Genomic DNA, 17,705 nt, shown 5'->3' with positions numbered 1-17,705 from the left:
CCTTCGCGCATTTCCCTAGTCTCCGACTTCAACGCCAAAACGCGAGGATGCGCAATGCCCGACGACAGCCTCATTCACGACCCCAAGGGCGGCCTGCCCCGCCTGCGCGAAATCATGCGCCGGTTGCGCGATCCCGAAACCGGCTGCCCCTGGGACATCGAACAGACGTTCCAGTCCATCGCCCCCTACACCATCGAAGAGGCGTTCGAGGTCGCCGATGCCATCGAACGCCACGCCCATGACGAGCTACGCGATGAATTGGGCGACCTCCTGTTGCAAGTGGTCTTTCACGCCCAAATCGCCCAAGACGAAGGGCATTTCGCCTTCGATGACGTGGCCAATGCCATTTCCGACAAGATGGTCACCCGCCACCCGCATGTCTTCGGGGGCGAATCGCGCGAGAAATCCGCCGAACAGCAAACCCGCGACTGGGAAACCATCAAGGCCGCCGAGCGTGCACAAAAGGCGCAAACCGGCGTCCTCGATGGCGTCGCCGTGGGCCTGCCCGCCCTCCTGCGCGCCGTGAAACTGCAAAAACGGGCCGCGCGGGTGGGCTTCGATTGGCCGCAAACCACCCAGGTCATCGACAAGATCACCGAAGAGGCCCAGGAACTGCACGTGGCCGCCGCCCAGCTGCCACAGGACAAGATCGAAGAGGAATTCGGCGACCTGCTTTTCGTGATGGCCAATCTCGCGCGCCACATGAAGATCGACCCCGAAAGCGCCCTGCGCGCCGCCAACGCCAAGTTCACCCGCCGCTTCGGCCGGATCGAAGAGCTTCTGGCCGAAGACGGAAGAACCCCAACCGAAAGCGACCTTGGCGAAATGGACGCGCTCTGGAACCGCGCCAAGGCCGAAGAACGCGGCGAACTTTGACCGCCCCTTCTTCTTTTCAAAAATATCCTGGGGTACGTTGAAAATCTCATTTTCAACGAAGGGGCAAAGCCCCTCACGGCGCGCGCAAGCGCGCTAAACCTGCGTGGCGAAGCCGCTCCTTTTGGACAGACCAGCGGGGATAATTCGTACGACTCGTACGCATGCCTTGCCCGGCCCGCCGGTTTTCGTACGAAACCCGGTCCCTTTTCGTACGGGTCGTACGCTCCGGCTTGCCCAATCGCGCGCGCTGCCCCATATCTTTCGCATGTTCAAGTTCACGCCCATTCTCCTGGCCGTTCTCTACGCCTTCGCCATGTACCGATTCTCGGTCTGGCGCACCAAGCGCGCGCTTGACGCCCAGTCCACCGAACTGGCCGATCCCACCCTGAAGCGGATGACCGACCAACTTGCCAAGGCGCTCGACCTGCCGCGCATCAAGGTTCATATCTACGAGATCGACCCGGTCAACGGCCTTGCCGCCCCCGACGGGCGGATATTCATAACCCGTGGATTTTACAGGAAATTCCAGAACGGTGTGGTCACGGCCGAGGAATTGGCAAGCGTCATCGCGCATGAGTTGGGGCACGTCGCCCTGGGGCACACCCGCCGCCGGATGATCGACTTTTCGGGGCAAAACGCTCTGCGCACGGCCCTTGCCATGATCCTTTCGCGCATCCTGCCCGGCATCGGCGTCTGGATCGCCAATGGCCTTACCTCGCTTCTGGCCGCGCGCCTCTCGCGCGGCGATGAATACGAGGCCGATGAATACGCCGCCGCCCTACTTACCAAGGCCGGTATCGGAACCGATGCCCAGAAGTCCTTGTTTCAAAAGCTGGAATCGCTGACCGAGGCGCGCGGCGGCGCGGTCCCTGCATGGCTGATGAGCCACCCCAAGACCCACGAACGCATCGCCGCGATTGAAAAACTCGAAGCGAGATGGACCTGACGTTTCCCTTTTAGCCCAAGGCCTTGGCGATCCTTGGCAAGCGCGCCTTTTTCAACAGTGCCCGCATCTCCCATGTCTTGCCCGACAGCCGGTTGGCCTCGGCCAAAACGTCCCGCCCCACCTGTGCGACCAGTTCTGGGTGCGCTTGGTGGACCCCGTGCAAAAACCCGTCCGGGTCGGTCCGCGACACCCCTTCTTCGGCCAGGATATTGCGCGGAAAATCCTTTGTATTCAGCGTGATAATCATATCCGCCGACCCGGCGACCGCGGCGGCCAGAACATGCACATCCGCCGCATCCGGCAGCCATAGCCGCGCCTCAAGCGAGGGCGGGTAGCTCACTTCGGCCTTGGGCCAATGCGCCGCCAGAATCGCCGCTTCCGCCCCGGCCTGCGCCGCGCCCTCCGGGCCCAGTTTCACCGCCGCGCGTTGCCATTCCTCGATAATCCGCGCCGACCAAAGCGGGGTAAAGACACCCTGCTTTGCCACGCCCAGCAACATCTGTCGCATCACCGTGGGATAGATCACGCAGGTATCCAGCAAAACCTTCATATCAAACGGAAAAACAGCGATTTGAGATAGCCGGATTCGGCCAGTTGCGGATGCAGCGGATGATCCGCCCCGGCAAATCCGGTGTGGATCAGTTGCGCGCTGCGCCCACCCCGGCCAATCCCCCGCACGCTCGCCGTGCGAAACTTCGACAAATCGGCGGCATGCGAACAACTGCACAGCCCCAGAAAGCCGCCCTCGGCCACCAAGGGCGCGGCCAGCCGCGCAACACGTTCATAGGCGCGCAAACCTGCGTCCAATGCCTTTTTATTAGGGGCAAAGGCCGGCGGATCGCAGATCACCACGTCAAAGGTCTCGCCCGCCTTGCCCATCTCGGCCAATACGTCGAAGGCATCGCCCCGGCGTGTCTCGAACCGCTCGGCCACGCCTGTTTGTGCGGCGCCTTCCGCGGCCAAGGCAAGTGCAGGCTCGGACCCATCCACAGCCACGGCGCTTGCCGCACCATTCGCCAAACAGGCCAACGAGAAGCCCCCCACATGGCTAAAGACATCCAGCACCCGCGCGCCTTTTGAAAGCTGCGCGGCAAAGGCATGGTTTGGCCGCTGATCATAGAACAACCCGGTTTTCTGCCCGCCCGTCAAATCGGCCATATAGGTCGCACCGTTCATCGGAACATGCACCGGGCCATCCGGGGCAACCCCTTGTAAAACCGCGTTTTCCTCGTCCAATCCCTCCAAGGCCCGCGCCCGCCCCGTGGCGTTTTTCAGCACGGTTTTCACGCCCGTCACCTCGACCACGGCGGCGCATAACTCATCCAGCAAAGCCTCGGCCCATGCCGCATTGGGCTGGATCACCCCCACATCGCCGAAGCGGTCGATCACCACGCCGGGCAGGCCATCGGCCTCGGCATGGATCAGCCGGTAGAACGGCACGTCGAACAACCGCTCACGCAAGGCCAAGGCCCGCGCCACCCGCGCCCGCAGCCAATCGCCATCAATCACCGCTTGCGTGTCGCGGTCCAAGACCCGCGCCATGATCCGCGAATTGGGGTTCACCGCGACCACGGCCAAAGGCTTGCGCTCGGCATCTTCCAAAAGGGCAATCGTGCCGGGGGTCAGCTTCTTGGTGCGCCGGTCGGTGACCAGCTCGTTGTCATAGACCCAAGGCGCGCCATGCCGGATGGCGCGGGCCTGTGTCTTGGGTCGCATACGCACAATGGGAAAAGGGGACGGTGTCATACCGTCCCCTTACGCCGTTTCAAATGCCTGGGAAAGATCAGAGTTGGTTGATTGCTCCGATGATCCCGTTGTTGGCCGCCTTGTACCCCTCGGGCGAGGTCAACTGGGTGTGGATGACCTTGGCCAGATGGTTGGTGATCCGGTATTTCTGGGTCACGCCGTCCCGTTCTGCCTCGATTGCCGCGGCCCCGCCAAACGCCTTGAAGTCGGCCTTTACGAAATGCGGCTCACCGTAGGCCTGGCCGGTGTCGGGGTTACGCAGCTGCATCTTGAACTGGATCGCATGCACACCGCCAATGGTATAGCGCGCTTTTTCGGTCAGGGCGTGAAAGCGCGTGACTTCGATATCCATCACAACGGGCACTGCGCCGGGCTCCATGGCGGCGACACCCTTGTTGATACCCGCTTCGACAATGGCCTTCACCTGGGCATGGCGATCACCCACCGGGTCTTCGCGCCAAACGATGTCACCACCGGGGTAGTACCGGTTGGCTTCCGACACTTTCAAAGATTTCGGCACCGAGACCCGCACGGCCTGCACATTGAACGATACCGGCGACGGGGCCAATTCCGGCGCTTCCAGCGGCGCGTTACGGGTTGCGGTTTCAACCGACCCACAGGCGGATACACCAAGGCCAAGCATCAGTGCGGCGATCAGACGGAAAGTTTTCATCATGTCCTCCTTGGGCGGTTCTCACCCATGCGTTTGGAAGACAAGATGCCGTGGAACTAGGGCGCATTTTAGACAAATGCGGTACTTTAGCGTGGTGCTTCGGTGGCAAAGATTACGTCAAACGCCTTGCTTTCAAGTCGCATCATGACCGGTCGCGCCCGCGCCATCCCCCGCGCCTCCGCGGTGCCCCGGCGGCCTGCAACCCTTCAGTCAGGACTTGGGTCATCGGATGTTCGGGGTTCGCCTCGCGGTATTTTTCCAGCATTGCTTCAATGCCCACGCGGCTGTCCTGCCCCTCGGGCAGCGACAAGGCCCAATCCAGAAAGATCGAGCGGCATTCGGGCTTGGCAATGCCCTCGATATTATAGGCCTCGCGGATCAGCCCCTTTTTATCCAACGGGTCTTTGTCCATCTCACACCTCACCGGGCCGACGTGTCAGGGCCGCGTCAATCACCGCCCCCGCCTTGCCCGTTTCCTCCTCCAACGCGGCCCGCAGGGCCTCGATCGTATCATACCCGGCCTCGCGCAGCACGAAAGCCTTGCCGCCCTCGCCGATGGCCTCGGGATCAAGCGCCTTGTCACGCAACAGTTTCGACGCCTGCACCAAGGTCCAGCAAAGCCCATAGGCACGCAAAAGCGCCTCTCTGTCACCGTCATCCAGAACTCCGATTGCGACACCTGCGGCCAGCCCCGAAGATACATCGCGCGCCACGTCCCCCGATATCAGCGAACAGGCCTGCGCCAAAAGCTCGACCTCCTGCAAGCGCCCTGCCCCCAACTTGGTATCCCACGGCCCATCCGGCGATTTCGCACCGGCGATCCGTTCGCGCATCTTGGCCACCTCGGACAGCACCTTGGCCTGCGTCCCGGAGGAGCCCAGCAATTGAGCCCGGAACTCTTCCACATCGCGGGCCAGATCACTCGCCCCGGCAATCACCCGTGCCCGCGTCAGCGCCAGATGCTCCCAGACCCAAGCCTCGTTTTGCTGGTACTCGCGGAACGCGCCCCATCCCGTCGCCACAGGCCCCTGGTTGCCCGAGGGCCGCAAGCGCATGTCCACCTCGTACAAACGCCCCTCTGACATCGGTGCCGTCAGCGCGGTAATCATCGCCTGCGTCAACCGCGCGTAATAGGGGCGTGCGGCCAAGGGCCTGCGCCCCTCGGAACCTTCCACACCCGCCGCATCGTAGATCACGATCAGGTCCAGATCGGACCCGGCATTCAGCCGCTCGGCCCCAAGTGACCCCATGCCAAGCACCACCGCGCCGCGCCCCGGCGGCGCCCCGTGTTTCTCGGTAAACTGCGCCTGCACCACGGGCCAGACCGCCCCGATCACCGCGCCTGCCAGATCGGCATACTGCTGCCCGGCGGTATCGGCATCCACAAGCCCGCGCAGGTGATGCACCCCCACCCGGAAGTGCCATTCCTTCATCCACCGCCGTGCGGCATCCAAGCGGCGTTCGTAATCCTCTTCCCCGGTCATCCGCTCGGACAGTTCCGCCTGCAAGGCCGCCCGGCCCGGCCAATCGGCAAAGAAATCCCCCGCGATCACCGCGTCCAACACCCCCGCATTGCGCGACAAATGCGCGGCCAGCTTGGGCGAGGTGCCCGCAATATCCAAAAGCAGGTCCACCAGTTGCGGATTGGCCTCGAAAAGCGAGAACACCTGCACCCCCGCAGGCAGGCCCGCCAAGAACCCGTCAAAGGCCAAAAGGGCCTCATGCGGGTGGGCGGTTTGCGCCAGGCGCGACAGAATATCAGGGCGCAGACGTTTGAAAATCTCGACTGCCCGCTGCGACCGCAGCGCCGGGTAGCTTGGCCAGCGGTTCAAAACCTCTTCGTCAAACTCCACCTCCGCATCGGCCTCGGCCTCGGCCTCGCCATTCTCCGGCGCAAAGAACCCTTCGATCAATTCATGCACCTCGGTCAGCCGCTCCAAAATCTCGGCTTTCAACTCGGCCTTGTCACGGCCCATGAAATCGGCCAGCCGGTCGAACTCCTCCTCCGAGTTGGGCAAATCATGGGTCTGCGCATCGCGCAGCATTTGCAGGCGGTGCTCCACCTCGCGATGGAACCGGTAATGCCGTGTCAGCACCTCGGCGGCGCTTTCCGGGATCCAGCCCTTTCGGGCCAGGCTTTCCAGCCCCTCAACCGTGCCGCGCACCCGCAGATCCGCATCGCGCCCCCCCGCGATGATCTGCCGTGTCTGGGTGAAAAACTCGATCTCGCGAATGCCGCCCCGGCCCAGTTTCATGTTGTGGCCCGGCAAGGTCAAAGGCCCGCCCAAGCCCTTGTGCTCGCGAATACGCAGGCGCATGTTATGGGCGTCCTCGATAGCCGCGAAATCCAAATGCTTGCGCCACACGAAGGGCCGCAACGTCTCAAGAAACGCCCACCCGGCCTCGATATCCCCCGCGCAGGGCCGCGCCTTGATATAGGCCGCCCGCTCCCAAGTGCGGCCAAGGCTTTCGTAATAGGTTTCCGCCGCCGCCATGGCCATGCACACCGGCGTCACGCTCGGATCGGGCCGCAGGCGCAGGTCTGTCCGAAAGACATAGCCATCGGCGGTCCGGTCATTCAGCATCGCCGCCATCTTGCGTGTCGCGCGCACGAAACTGGAGCGTGCCTCGTGATAATCATCGGGGTCAAAGCGGGTTTCGTCAAAAAGGCAAATCAGGTCGATGTCGGAACTATAGTTCAGCTCCCCCGCCCCCATCTTGCCCATGGCCAGCGCCACCATGCCGCCCGCCGTGGCAATATCGTCCTCGGTGGCCCCCGGCAGCTTGCCGCGCTTGATCTCGGCCCCGACACAGGCCTTCATCGCCAGATCGGTCGCCAGATCGGCATAGTCGGTCAACCGTCCCGTAACCTCTTCCAGCGGCCAAACCCCGGCCAGATCGGCCAGCCCGGCCATCAGGGCCACACGCCGCTTACCCTGCCGTAACGCGGCAGGCAAGGCATCCGCGCCGATCTCGCGCAGGTCGGAAAAAACAGCATCCAGCCCCGCCTCGGGATCGTCAAACGCCCCCGGAAGCCACTCTTTTTCCTTTTCGACAAGGGACTTGAGGTAAGGGCTTGATCCCGCTGCACCCTCGATCAAATCGGCCAGATCCTCGGCCATGTCGGGAAAAAGGGCGCGCGCCTCGGCCCCTTGATCGGGGTCATGGGTGCGGGGCAAGCGGGTGATGCGTGACGAAAAATCCATGCGTCAAGTGATACCCGTGACAGGGGGCTGGTCAATGCCGCAAGCGCTTGGAATAGTGCGTCAAAAGCGCGAACTGGAGTTGTGGACATGAGTAAAAGCCTGAAACGCGTCAAAAACGCCTTGGTCGAAGCCGGCTGTGCGGTGGACCCCCGGGAAATCGGTCAGGCCACGACGGCGCAAATGGCGGCCGATCTGGTGGGCTGTGGCATCGACCAGATTGCCAAGTCGATCATATTTCGCGGTGATATGTCGGGCGAGGCGGTCTTGTTCGTCACCGCCGGCGGCAACCAGGTGAACGCCGACCGGGCCGCGACACTGGCGGGGGAACCCTTGGGCAAGGCGGATGCGGGGCTTATCCGGGCGCAGACGGGCTTTGCCATCGGCGGGGTCTCGCCCGTGGGGCACCTGACCCCGCCGCGCGCTTTTTTCGACCCAAGGCTGTTGGAATTTGATACCGTCTGGGCGGCGGCGGGCACGCCGCGGCATGTTTTCGGGATCGCGCCCGACCTGCTTATGCAGATTTCCGGGGCCTTGAAGGGCGAATTCACCACCTGACCGCCAAACCAGTTTCACCAAAGCGCCACCGGGCAGGTTCCAAGCCAAACACAGGCACATGTTTTTCCCTGTTTTTCAATAGCTTAAACATTAATGTAAAAAACATTCACATATATCCTTGCAAGATCGGCCAGGGCGCCCCACCTATTGAATGTGAAAGACATTCACATCATGCACCCGACCCACAGCAAAAGGACACCGCAGATGACCACGTTCGCCTCCTCCGGCCCCGCCACTCCAACCGCGCCCATGGGCTGGCTGGCCCGCGCCGAACATTGGCTTGATTCCAAGGGCAAAGCCGCTTGGATCGCGGCCATGGTTCTGGCTTTCGTCTTTGTCTGGCCCGTAGGCCTTGCCCTTCTGGCTTACATGATCTGGAGTGGTAAAATGACCTGTAAAAACAAGCGCATGTCGCGCAATCTTCATGTCTCGCGCAGCACAGGCAACAGCGCCTTTGACGCCTACAAGGCCGATACCCTGCGCCGCCTGGAGGAAGAGCAAGAGAATTTCGAGGCCTTCCTGCAACGCCTTCGCGATGCCCGCGACAAGGCCGAGTTCGACCAGTTCATGGAGGACCGCGCCCGCGCCGCAGCGGCCCCCGAGGCCGCGGACGACACCGAAAAGGCCTGAGAAATACTGGCCCGGGGCCTTCCCCGGGCCGCGCCCTGCCCTTATATCCCGAAGGCATCATGACCGAGTATTCCTGGCATACCCCCGATCCTGTCACTCAACCCGAGTTCTACAGCGACGTGCCCGCCAAGCGCCTGATTGCATGGGTGGTCGACACGATTGTCACCATCGGCTTTTCTCTGCTGATCCTGCCGCTGACGGGGTTTCTGGGAATCTTCGTTTTCCCGGCCCTTTTCCTGACCGTGGGCTTTGCCTATCGCGTCATCACCATCACCCGTGGCTCGGCCACATGGGGGATGCGCCTGACCGCGATCGAGTTTCGCCGCATGGATGGCCAACCCTTTGATTTATCAATGGCTTTCCTGCACACACTGGGCTTCACGGTCTCCATGGCCTTCGTGGTTTTGCAGGTGGTATCGGTGGTCCTGATGATGACCACAGACCGCGCTCAGGGCCTGACGGACCATGTTCTGGGCACCGTGGCAATCAACCGCAAAGCCCGCTACTGACTAGGGTCTTGGCGGGGAACAGGATCGTTGTTATCGTTCGAGTGAAATGCGTCACACCCTTCCCATAGCACCGCAGTTTTATGTAACCGCGCCACAACCCTGCCCCTACCTTGAGGGCCGGATGGAGCGGAAGCTGTTCACCGCCCTGCAAGGCGAAGGGGCGCAACGGTTGAACGACAGCCTGTCCAAGCAGGGTTTCCGGCGTTCGCAAAACGTGCTGTACCGCCCCTCCTGTGCGGATTGCGCGGCCTGTCTTTCGGCGCGAATCAACGTGGCAGACTTCACGCCCAGCAAAAGCCAACGCAAAACAATAAAACGAAATCAATCACTTACGCGCCGCGCCTCATCCCCCTGGGCGACCGAGGAACAATACGACCTTTTCCGCCGTTACCTTGAGCACCGCCATGCACAGGGCGGGATGGCGGATATGGATACCTTCGAATTCGCCGCGATGGTCGAGGAAACCCCGATCCGTACCCGCGTGGTGGAATACAGCGACGAAGATGGGCAACTGATTGCCGTGTGCCTGACCGACATCCTCGATGACGGGGTCAGCATGGTTTATTCCTTCTATGACCCCGACCTTCCCCGGCACAGCCTTGGCACTTACCTGATCCTCGATCATATTGAAATCGCTCGGGAAAATGGCATTCCGCATGTCTATCTGGGCTACTGGGTCCCGGGCAGCCCCAAGATGGGGTACAAGGCCGGGTTCTCGGGGCTTGAGGTTTATGTGGACGGGCATTGGGAAAAGATGCGCGACTCGGCGGATTACGAATCCAAGTGTCATCCGCTGAGCAATGACCCGATTGCCGAACAGGTGGCCAATATCTGCCTGCCAGACGGACGCCCCGCCACCCCGCGCCGCCGGTAACTTCTGTACAGTTTGTACATTCGCCCCCCGGGTTTTGTACAGAAATCCGGCCTTCCGACGGGTGGAATGTACAACTTCCACAGAATGCCCCCGCCCCGGCCCTGCGCCGGGGCCTCCGAACCGGCCAAGGGGTCCCGGGGCAAGCCCGGGACCGGCCCGAAACGAAAACGCGCGCCCCCTTTTCGGGGACGCGCGCCAGAACCTGGAACTGACGCCCGGTTACGGGATCAGGGCCGGAACGATGGTCACGATCTGCGGGAAGAACCACAGGATCGCCAAGCCCACCACCTGGATCAGGACGAAGGGCGCGACACCGCGATAGATATGGCCCGTCGTCACCTCCTTCGGTGCGACCCCTCGCAAGTAGAAGAGCGCGAAGCCGAAGGGCGGCGTCAGGAAGGAGGTTTGCAGGTTCACCGCGATCATGATGGTCACCCACTTGGGGTCGAAGGTGCCGCCATAGATCACCGGCCCGACGATGGGGATCACGATGTAGATGATCTCGAGGAAATCCAGCACGAAGCCCAGCACGAACAGCACCAGCATGACGATCAGGAACACCTTGAACTCGTTATCGAAGCTTTTCAGGAATTGCTGGATGTAATGCTCGCCCCCGAAAGAGATCACCACGAGGTTCAGAAGCTGCGACCCAATCAGGATGGTAAAGACCATCGAGGTCACCTTGGCCGTTTCCCGCACCACCGGGGTAAGAACCCCGCCCGAGAACAACACCCAGCAGGCAAAGAGCAACCCGAAGGCGGCATAGAGATAGGCCGCATAGGCCGCAAGGAAGGCCATCCAGGATTCGAATGGCACCTCTTCCTGGTTGATCCGCAGGTCAAAGTTGATGCCGATCAGGATGGCGATGATCACCGCCAGGGTAGCAAAGATGATGATCTTGCCCGAGCGTTCCTCGTCCTGCAGCTTGCGATAGGCCGCCAGCATGATCGCCCCACCCGCGCCAAGCGCGGCGGCGGGCGTCGGGTTGGTGATCCCGCCAAGGATCGAGCCCAGCACCGCGACGATCAGGACAAGGGGCGGGAAAACCACCTTGATCAGCTCGTTCTGCGCCAACCGGCCCGCCGCATGGGTGGCGCCGTAAAGCGCAAGCGCCAAGGGGATGGCCAGCTTCAGCAAGGTCCCCCCCGCACTGCTGGAGGGGGCGATAAACAGGATATCGACAATCAGGCCCAGGACCACGCCAAGCGCGCCGATCAGAAGCGGCGCAGGCGTGACCGAGGGTTTGACACCCCGCGCCACGGCAAGGATCAGCGACAGGATCAGGAAAAGGACCGCGACGCCGGTGCCGATGGGGGCCGCGGCGGCCTCTTTCTCGGCCACCCTCTCGGCGATCTCTTCGGGGCTCAGACGCTCGCTTTCGGTCAGGCCGCCGGCCTCCTCGATGGCCTGTTGTTCGGCCACGGCGGAATCCCATGCCGACTGGCCGTGCAGTTCGATCATGCTTTCCTGGCATTCCTGCGATACATTGGTGCGCAGGGCCGCCGTTTGACCGGCATCCGTGAAGGTATCCACGGTCAGGGTCTGCGACCCGACGATATTCACCTGCCCCATGAGCATCACGGCCGCGATCAGGCCAAGCGGCACACCGATGAACCATGTGAAGGTTTCGCCACGAGTACGGGCCTCACCGCCGCCGCCTGTGGTTTCCACGGCGGGCGCGCGCGACGGGTAAACCAGGGCATAACCAAAGGCATAAAGCGCATAAAGCAGCGCCAGCATGATCCCCGGCAGCAGGGCCGCCTGAAACAGCGTGCCCACGGAAACCACCGCGGGTTCGCCAAGGTAGGTCAGCGCATCGGTACAGCCGGCCTCTTGTGCGCGGGTTTCCTGTGCGGCGGAATAAAGGTCACCGGCCAGCGTCCCCAGAAGGACGATCACGATCGAGGGCGGGATGATCTGCCCCAAGGTGCCCGAGGCCGCGATGACGCCGGTGGCGATTTCCGGGCTGTAGTTGTTGCGCAGCATGGTGGGCAGGCTGAGCAGGCCCATGGTTACCACGGTGGCCCCCACGATCCCGGTCGAGGCGGCAAGGAAGGCCCCGACAACAACCACCGACACCGCCAGACCACCGGGCAGCGGGCCAAAGACCTTGGCCATGGTGGTCAACAGGTCGTTGGCGATTTTCGAGCGTTCCAGCGTGATGCCCATCATCACGAACATCAGCACCGCCAGAAGGGTTTCAATCGACTGGCCCGCAAGGACGCGTTCGTTGATGCGGTTGACGATGAAGCTGACGTTGCGGTCCAGCGCCACTTCCCAGCCGCGCGGGAAAACGGGTGTGCCGACCCTTGGCAACTCGGGGTGGGTGAAGACGGATATGCTATCCGGCTTCAGCCCCGAGGCGACCAGACCGCGGAAGGCATCCGAGGAGGTATCGATCGCCTGGTGGATGAGCAGGCCCGCACTGTCGAGGGCCGCGACGATGGTGAAGGAAATAACCCCCGCCCCGCCGATGGCAAAGGCCACCGGAAAGCCGGAAAGAATGCCCCCGAAGAGGCAGAGGAATACGATGATCAGGCCGATCTCGACGCCGTCAAGTCCGAATAGCATGTGTCCTGCCCCTTTTAGTGTGTGCCTTCATAGGCTTCTTCGCCCTCGCCAAGGCTGTCCTTGTCGAGGTATTTGTCCGCGCTGGCCTCGCCTTCGCGCCACTCAAGGTAGGAGCGGTAGAAGAAGGCGACGGCATGCAGGAACACCATCCCGGCAAAGGCCACCAGAAGCACCTTGAACAGGAAGTAGCCATTGAATCCATTGGGCGAAAAGCCGATGGTTTCCACGTTCCAGCGCAGGGCGCGGGACTTCATCAGCAACCGGTCCAGCGTGTCCGAGGCCGAAGGTTTCGGCACGATCAGGTGCCGCCAGAGGAAATACCATCCGTACATCCACGTCAGTACCGCCATCGGCATCATGAAGATAAGCGAGCCTGTCATGTCGATCACCCGCTTGGCGCGGTGGCTGATGGCGGAATAGACAAGGTCAACCCGCACGTGACTGCCCTGCACGAAGGTATAGGTGCAACACAGGGCGACGACCATGGCGTTGTAAAGTTTCAACTCCTCGGAATACCAGCTGATGTCCATCTCCAGCGGGATACCGAAGCCGAACACCATGTCGGGCCGGGCAAAAATCCTTTGGATGAAGATGATCAGGATCTGCTGGATCACCATGATCAGGCCAGCCCATGCAAAGAAGCGCCCAACCGTGTTGGCAAACCCTTCCAACAGGCGCACGACACCCCACATGAACCCGGTTTTCCACATCCCGATTCCGGTGATGACCAGAAAGGCGGTAAAGACCACAAAGAAGAATTCAACCGATCCGCCATAGTAGACGAAGCGCATGATCGCTTCCTTGTCGGACCAATCCAGCCAGAGGCTTGGATGGGTCAGCGCATATCCCAGATTGTAAAAGGCAAGGCCGATGTTCTGGAACACCCAAAGGATTGTGTCGAGCATCGTTTTTCCATTCTTTTTGCCAGCGGGGCCGTTCCTGCGGCTTCCCTAAAGGAATGGACGGTCCCGATGGCCACCGGAACCGTCCAGTCTTCCCATGCTCAGCACCAGGGGCCGCGTCCCTTGAATGATCGAAAGACGCGGCCGCAAGGTAAGCAAGACTATCAGATACCGACGACGCGGTTACGCTGGGCGGTGAAGGCCCCTTCAGACCGGCTGCCCCATGCCGCCGAGCTTTTCAGCGAGGCGTTGTAGCTTTCGTAGCAGGCCTTGTAGAGGTCGTCGCCCATCGGCTCCTGCACGACTTCGGCGGCGGCGGCCCCGAAGGCATCCCAGACGCTGTCGGGGAATTCCATCAGCTTCACGCCGCTGGATTGCAGACGTTGCAGCGCCGACGAGTTGTTGGCCATGAACTGCGACATCGACCAGATGTTGGCCGATTGCGCGGCATTGCTGACGATGGCCTGTTGCGAGGGCGACAGGCTTTCGTAAACGTCGAGGTTCGCGGTCAGGTTCAGGTTCGGACCCGGCTCATGGAAACCGGCGGTGTAATAGATCTTGGTGATTTCCTGGAAACCGGCCTTTTCGTCCGCCCAGGGGCCGATCCATTCGGTCCCGTCGATGGCACCGCTGGCAAGCGCCTGGTAGACTTCCGATCCCGGAAGGTTCTGAACGCTGGCGCCCAGTTTGCCAAGCACCTGGCCACCCTGCCCCGGCATACGGAACTTGAGGCCCTGGAAATCGTCGGGGCTGTTGATTTCGCGGCTGAACCAGCCACCCGATTGCGGGCCGGTGTTGCCTGCCGGGAAACTCTTGAGGCCAAAGATCGAATACAGATCATCGGCCAGTTCGCGACCGCCTTCGTGATAGAACCAGTTGTTGAATTCCTGGAAGGTCATGCCGAAGGGCACCTGGCTGAAGAACGACAGCGCCGGGTGCTGACCGAGGAAGTAGTAATCCACACCGTGGTACAGGTCGGCCTGACCGGCGGAAACCGCGTCGAACACTTCGAAGGCACCGACAAGCTCGCCGCCGGCTTTCAGGTCAACGGTCAGGTTGCCGTCGGACATCGCGGTGATGGCATCGGCACAGTATTGTGCGGCGTCATGCACACCGGCAAGGCCGCGGCCCCATGTGGTCACCATGGTCAGGGTGCGCTTGCCTTGCGCATAGGCGGGGGCGGCCAGCGATGTCGCGGCAGCGGCCGAGCCACCCAGAGCAGTATTTTTCAGGAATGAACGGCGATCCATAAAATATATCCTCCCAGATTATTTGGTTGCACGAAGGCCCTCCCGGCCCGCATGCGGATCGTTGCAAGTTCTGCAAACTTAACGCGCGGTTTTTTGCAATGGAATACCTAGTATTGCGTAGATTCGGGTTTTTGCAGCGGATGATTTCGCCCCGGGCATGGCGCATACCTTTTGGGCGTTTCGACACTTGCATCCGCCCTGCCAAGGGTGTTCAACATCGTCATGACCCCCAAGCTGCTGACCACCCTGCGCGATTATACCCCCGCGCTTCTGCGCGCCGATGTGCTTGCGGGCGTGACCGTGGCCATGGTTGCGCTGCCGCTGAGTATCGCCATCGCCATCGCCTCGGGGGCTGACCCCTCGACGGGCCTGACCACGGCGATTGTCGGCGGCATCCTGATTTCGGCCCTCGGCGGAAGCCGGGTACAGATCGGCGGGCCGACCGGGGCGTTTATCGTAGTGGTCTACGGTATCATCGCAGACCATGGGCACGGCGGCCTTGTGCTTGCCACGCTCATGGCCGGGGCGATCCTGATGGTCGCGGGATACCTGCGGGCGGGCAGCCTTGTGCGGCATATCCCCGAGCCGGTGATCCACGGCTTCACCATCGGCATCGCCATCATCATCGCCACCAGCCAGGTCAAGGACCTGCTGGGCCTGACCCCCGGCGATGTGCCTGGGGAATTTCTGGAAAAGCTGCATGTGCTTTGGGGGGCGCGCGACACGTTGAACGGCATGGCCTTGCTGGTGGGGCTGGGCTGCATGGCCCTGATCGTCGCATTGCGCCGCGCGGCACCACGGTTTCCCGGGCTTATCGTGGCGGTGGGCGCGGCTTCGGCGCTTGTCGCGCTGGCGGCTTTGCCGGTGGATACGCTGGGCGCGCGCTATGGCGCCCTGCCCGCGACCCTGCCCATGCCCGCCCTGCCCGAGCTTTCCGTGTCGCAGATGATCGCACTTCTGCCCTCGGCCTGTATCATCGCCTTCCTGGCCGGGGTGGAATCGCTGTTGTCCGCCTCGGTGGCCGACCGGATGATCGGCGGCAACTACCGGCCCAACGCCGAGGTGATCGCCGGGGGCGCGGCCAATATCGGCAGTGCGGTTTTCGGCGGCCTGCCCGCGACCGGGGCCATCGCCCGCACCGCGACCAATGTGCGCGCCGGAGGCAAGACCCCCGTGGCCGGGATCGTCCATGCGCTGACCATCCTTCTGGTCATGCTGCTGGCCGCCCCCTTGGCGGGATATTTCGCCATGCCCGCGCTGGCCGGTCTTTTGATACTGACCGCCTGGAACATGGCCGAGCCGCACAAGTGGCGCTCCTATCTTGCGCTGCCCCGGGCCGACCGGGCGCTTTTGCTTCTGACCCTGGTCCTTACCGTGCTGACGGACCTGACCGTGGCCATCGGCGTGGGGGTCGCCCTTGGGCTGGCCCTGCGCCTTGCGCGTCGGGATGTGCCGCCTGCCAAGTGGGAACCACCGGACCGGTAGCCATTGAAACACTGGATATTACAGCCGATTCGGCGTATCGAATCGCGCCATGCAACGCCTGCGCGACATGATCCGCCTGAACTACGGGCAAAAGATCTTCCTGATCGCCACCCTGCCCTTCGTGCTGGCAGCGGTGGTCATCTCGGTTCTGGTGACATTGCAGTCGCGGCAACTGGCCGAACGCGAGATTCAGCAGCTTGAGGCGCAATTGATCGCCGCCAAGCGGGCGGAACTGCGCAATTACCTGTCCATCGCCCGTGGCGCGGTCATCAATACCTATGGCCGGGCCGCCCCCGACGACGAAGCCGCCAAGGAACTGGTCACCCAGACCCTTTCGGCGCTGCTTTACGGGCAGGACGGCTATTTCTTCGTCTATGACTACGACGGCAACAACCTTGTCAGCCCGCGCCAGACCGACCTGATCGGGGCGAACTGGTCCGGCATGACCGACCCGCAGGGCATCCCCATCACCGACGAGCTGATCCGCCTTGCCCGGACCGGCGCGGGCTATCACAGCTATGACTGGCCCAAGCCCTCGACCGGCGAGGTGGCGCGCATGATCTCTTACGTGATCGGCCTTCAGGATTGGCGATGGGTCGTGGGCACCGGCGTTTTCGTCGATGACGTGAAGGCCACCGTCGCCGCCTCGCGCGAGCAGGTGGAAACCCGCATCCAGCGCACCTTCCTTTATATCGGGGCGATCACGCTGACCGCGCTGTTGCTGGTCTTTACCTCGGGCCTGTTCATCAACATCCGCGAGCGCCGCCTGGCCGATGCCAAGCTGAAGAAACTGACCCAGCGGGTCTTCGATGCGCAGGAAGAGGAACGCGGCCGCGTGGCGCGCGAGTTGCACGACGGGATCAGCCAGATCCTTGTCGGGGTGCGCTATGCGCTGGACGCGGCCAAGCGGCGGCTGGCCATGGGCGATGCCCGCGCCGGGGATAACCTTGACCGCGGGATCGAACACCTGTCAGGCGCCATCCAGGAGGTGCGCCGCATCAGCCGCGACTTGCGGCCCGGGGCGCTGGACGATCTGGGTGTTGGCCCCGCCATCAAGGCGCTGGCCCAAGATTTCGGGGATCGCACCGGCATTGCCGTGGAATTCGAAACCGTGGTCTTCCGCAACCGCCTGGACGACGAGGCCAAGATCGCCATGTACCGGGTCGCGCAAGAGGCGCTGACCAACATCGAACGCCACGCCCGCGCCAGCACCGTGGTCATCGGCGTGCGCGGCCACAAGAAGGGGGCGACCCTGCGCATCGCGGATGACGGTTGCGGGATCGATCACGCACCCTCGGGCACCCCCGGCGCGGGCCTGGGCCTGCGCAACATGCAAGAACGCATCGAACAACTGGACGGCACGCTGCGTATCCTGTCCAGCAAGTCCGGCACCGTCATCGAGGCCTCGGTGCCGCTGACCCATATGCTGACCCCGCAAGACCCCACCGCCCCCGAAACCAAGGCAAGCGCATGAGCATCCCC

At 62.5% G+C, this 17,705-nt stretch carries 16 protein-coding genes; 8 read left to right on the top strand and 8 right to left on the bottom strand.

Annotation, left to right across the window (positions count from 1 at the left end; translation table 11 throughout):
• Positions 1 to 54: 54 nt before the first annotated feature.
• Positions 55 to 876 (top strand): nucleoside triphosphate pyrophosphohydrolase, encoded by an 822-nt coding sequence (gene mazG / locus RBB32_RS16635; RefSeq protein WP_306154338.1) that lies wholly within the window; start codon positions 55 to 57, stop codon positions 874 to 876.
• A gap of 265 nt (positions 877 to 1,141) precedes the next feature.
• Entirely contained in the window at positions 1,142 to 1,822 is a 681-nt protein-coding gene (locus RBB32_RS16630; protein WP_306154337.1) for a M48 family metallopeptidase, read from the top strand.
• Between the two features lie 10 nt (positions 1,823 to 1,832).
• Here RBB32_RS16630 and RBB32_RS16625 read toward each other — a convergent pair whose 3' ends face one another.
• The 5 genes from RBB32_RS16625 to RBB32_RS16605 form a co-directional block, all read right to left on the bottom strand.
• Positions 1,833 to 2,372, bottom strand: coding sequence for an RSP_2648 family PIN domain-containing protein (locus RBB32_RS16625; RefSeq protein ID WP_306154336.1), 540 nt, complete (start codon positions 2,370 to 2,372; stop codon positions 1,833 to 1,835).
• Positions 2,369 to 3,568, bottom strand: coding sequence for an RSP_2647 family RNA methyltransferase (locus RBB32_RS16620; RefSeq protein WP_306154335.1), 1,200 nt, complete (start codon positions 3,566 to 3,568; stop codon positions 2,369 to 2,371). Before RBB32_RS16620 ends, RBB32_RS16625 begins: the two co-directional genes overlap by 4 nt.
• A 37-nt stretch (positions 3,569 to 3,605) precedes the next feature.
• On the bottom strand, positions 3,606 to 4,241 hold the full coding sequence (locus tag RBB32_RS16615) for a DUF6778 family protein (protein ID WP_306154334.1): 636 nt from the start codon (positions 4,239 to 4,241) through the stop codon (positions 3,606 to 3,608).
• 142 nt (positions 4,242 to 4,383) lie between these two features.
• A complete protein-coding gene (locus tag RBB32_RS16610; RefSeq protein WP_306154333.1) occupies positions 4,384 to 4,653 on the bottom strand; it encodes a hypothetical protein in 270 nt (89 codons plus the stop codon).
• Position 4,654: 1 nt separating this feature from the next.
• Entirely contained in the window at positions 4,655 to 7,447 is a 2,793-nt protein-coding gene (locus tag RBB32_RS16605; RefSeq protein WP_306154332.1) for a glutamine-synthetase adenylyltransferase, read from the bottom strand.
• Positions 7,448 to 7,534: 87 nt separating this feature from the next.
• On the opposite strand from RBB32_RS16605, the gene RBB32_RS16600 reads away from it, so the two are divergent.
• From RBB32_RS16600 to RBB32_RS16585, 4 genes are all read left to right on the top strand, one after another.
• Positions 7,535 to 8,002, top strand: coding sequence for a YbaK/EbsC family protein (locus RBB32_RS16600; RefSeq protein ID WP_306154331.1), 468 nt, complete (start codon positions 7,535 to 7,537; stop codon positions 8,000 to 8,002).
• A 204-nt stretch (positions 8,003 to 8,206) separates the two neighbouring features.
• A complete protein-coding gene (locus RBB32_RS16595; RefSeq protein WP_306154330.1) occupies positions 8,207 to 8,632 on the top strand; it encodes a DUF2852 domain-containing protein in 426 nt (141 codons plus the stop codon).
• 59 nt (positions 8,633 to 8,691) lie between these two features.
• Positions 8,692 to 9,141, top strand: a complete 450-nt coding sequence (locus RBB32_RS16590; protein ID WP_306154329.1) for an RDD family protein — start codon at positions 8,692 to 8,694, stop codon at positions 9,139 to 9,141.
• A 46-nt stretch (positions 9,142 to 9,187) separates the two neighbouring features.
• Positions 9,188 to 10,015: an arginyltransferase gene (locus tag RBB32_RS16585; RefSeq protein ID WP_306154328.1), complete on the top strand. Its 828-nt coding sequence runs from the start codon at positions 9,188 to 9,190 to the stop codon at positions 10,013 to 10,015.
• Between the two features lie 219 nt (positions 10,016 to 10,234).
• Here the strand turns inward: RBB32_RS16585 and RBB32_RS16580 are convergent, their stop codons facing one another.
• The 3 genes from RBB32_RS16580 to RBB32_RS16570 form a co-directional block, all read right to left on the bottom strand.
• Positions 10,235 to 12,586, bottom strand: a complete 2,352-nt coding sequence (locus RBB32_RS16580; protein ID WP_306154327.1) for a TRAP transporter large permease subunit — start codon at positions 12,584 to 12,586, stop codon at positions 10,235 to 10,237.
• A 14-nt stretch (positions 12,587 to 12,600) separates the two neighbouring features.
• Positions 12,601 to 13,491, bottom strand: coding sequence for a TRAP transporter small permease subunit (locus RBB32_RS16575; RefSeq protein WP_306154326.1), 891 nt, complete (start codon positions 13,489 to 13,491; stop codon positions 12,601 to 12,603).
• A gap of 161 nt (positions 13,492 to 13,652) precedes the next feature.
• Positions 13,653 to 14,738: a TRAP transporter substrate-binding protein gene (locus tag RBB32_RS16570; RefSeq protein WP_306154325.1), complete on the bottom strand. Its 1,086-nt coding sequence runs from the start codon at positions 14,736 to 14,738 to the stop codon at positions 13,653 to 13,655.
• Positions 14,739 to 14,960: 222 nt separating this feature from the next.
• Here RBB32_RS16570 and RBB32_RS16565 point away from each other — a divergent pair, with 222 nt between their 5' ends.
• Both RBB32_RS16565 and RBB32_RS16560 read left to right on the top strand, forming a co-directional pair.
• Positions 14,961 to 16,223 (top strand): SulP family inorganic anion transporter, encoded by a 1,263-nt coding sequence (locus RBB32_RS16565; protein ID WP_306154324.1) that lies wholly within the window; start codon positions 14,961 to 14,963, stop codon positions 16,221 to 16,223.
• Positions 16,224 to 16,272: 49 nt separating this feature from the next.
• Positions 16,273 to 17,697, top strand: a complete 1,425-nt coding sequence (locus tag RBB32_RS16560) for a cache domain-containing protein (protein WP_306154323.1) — start codon at positions 16,273 to 16,275, stop codon at positions 17,695 to 17,697.
• Positions 17,698 to 17,705 lie beyond the last annotated feature (8 nt).

It is taken from the genome of Roseovarius sp. MMSF_3281 (assembly GCF_030733685.1).
Lineage (GTDB): Bacteria > Pseudomonadota > Alphaproteobacteria > Rhodobacterales > Rhodobacteraceae > Roseovarius.
This window is presented reverse-complemented; position numbering and strand designations above follow the sequence as displayed.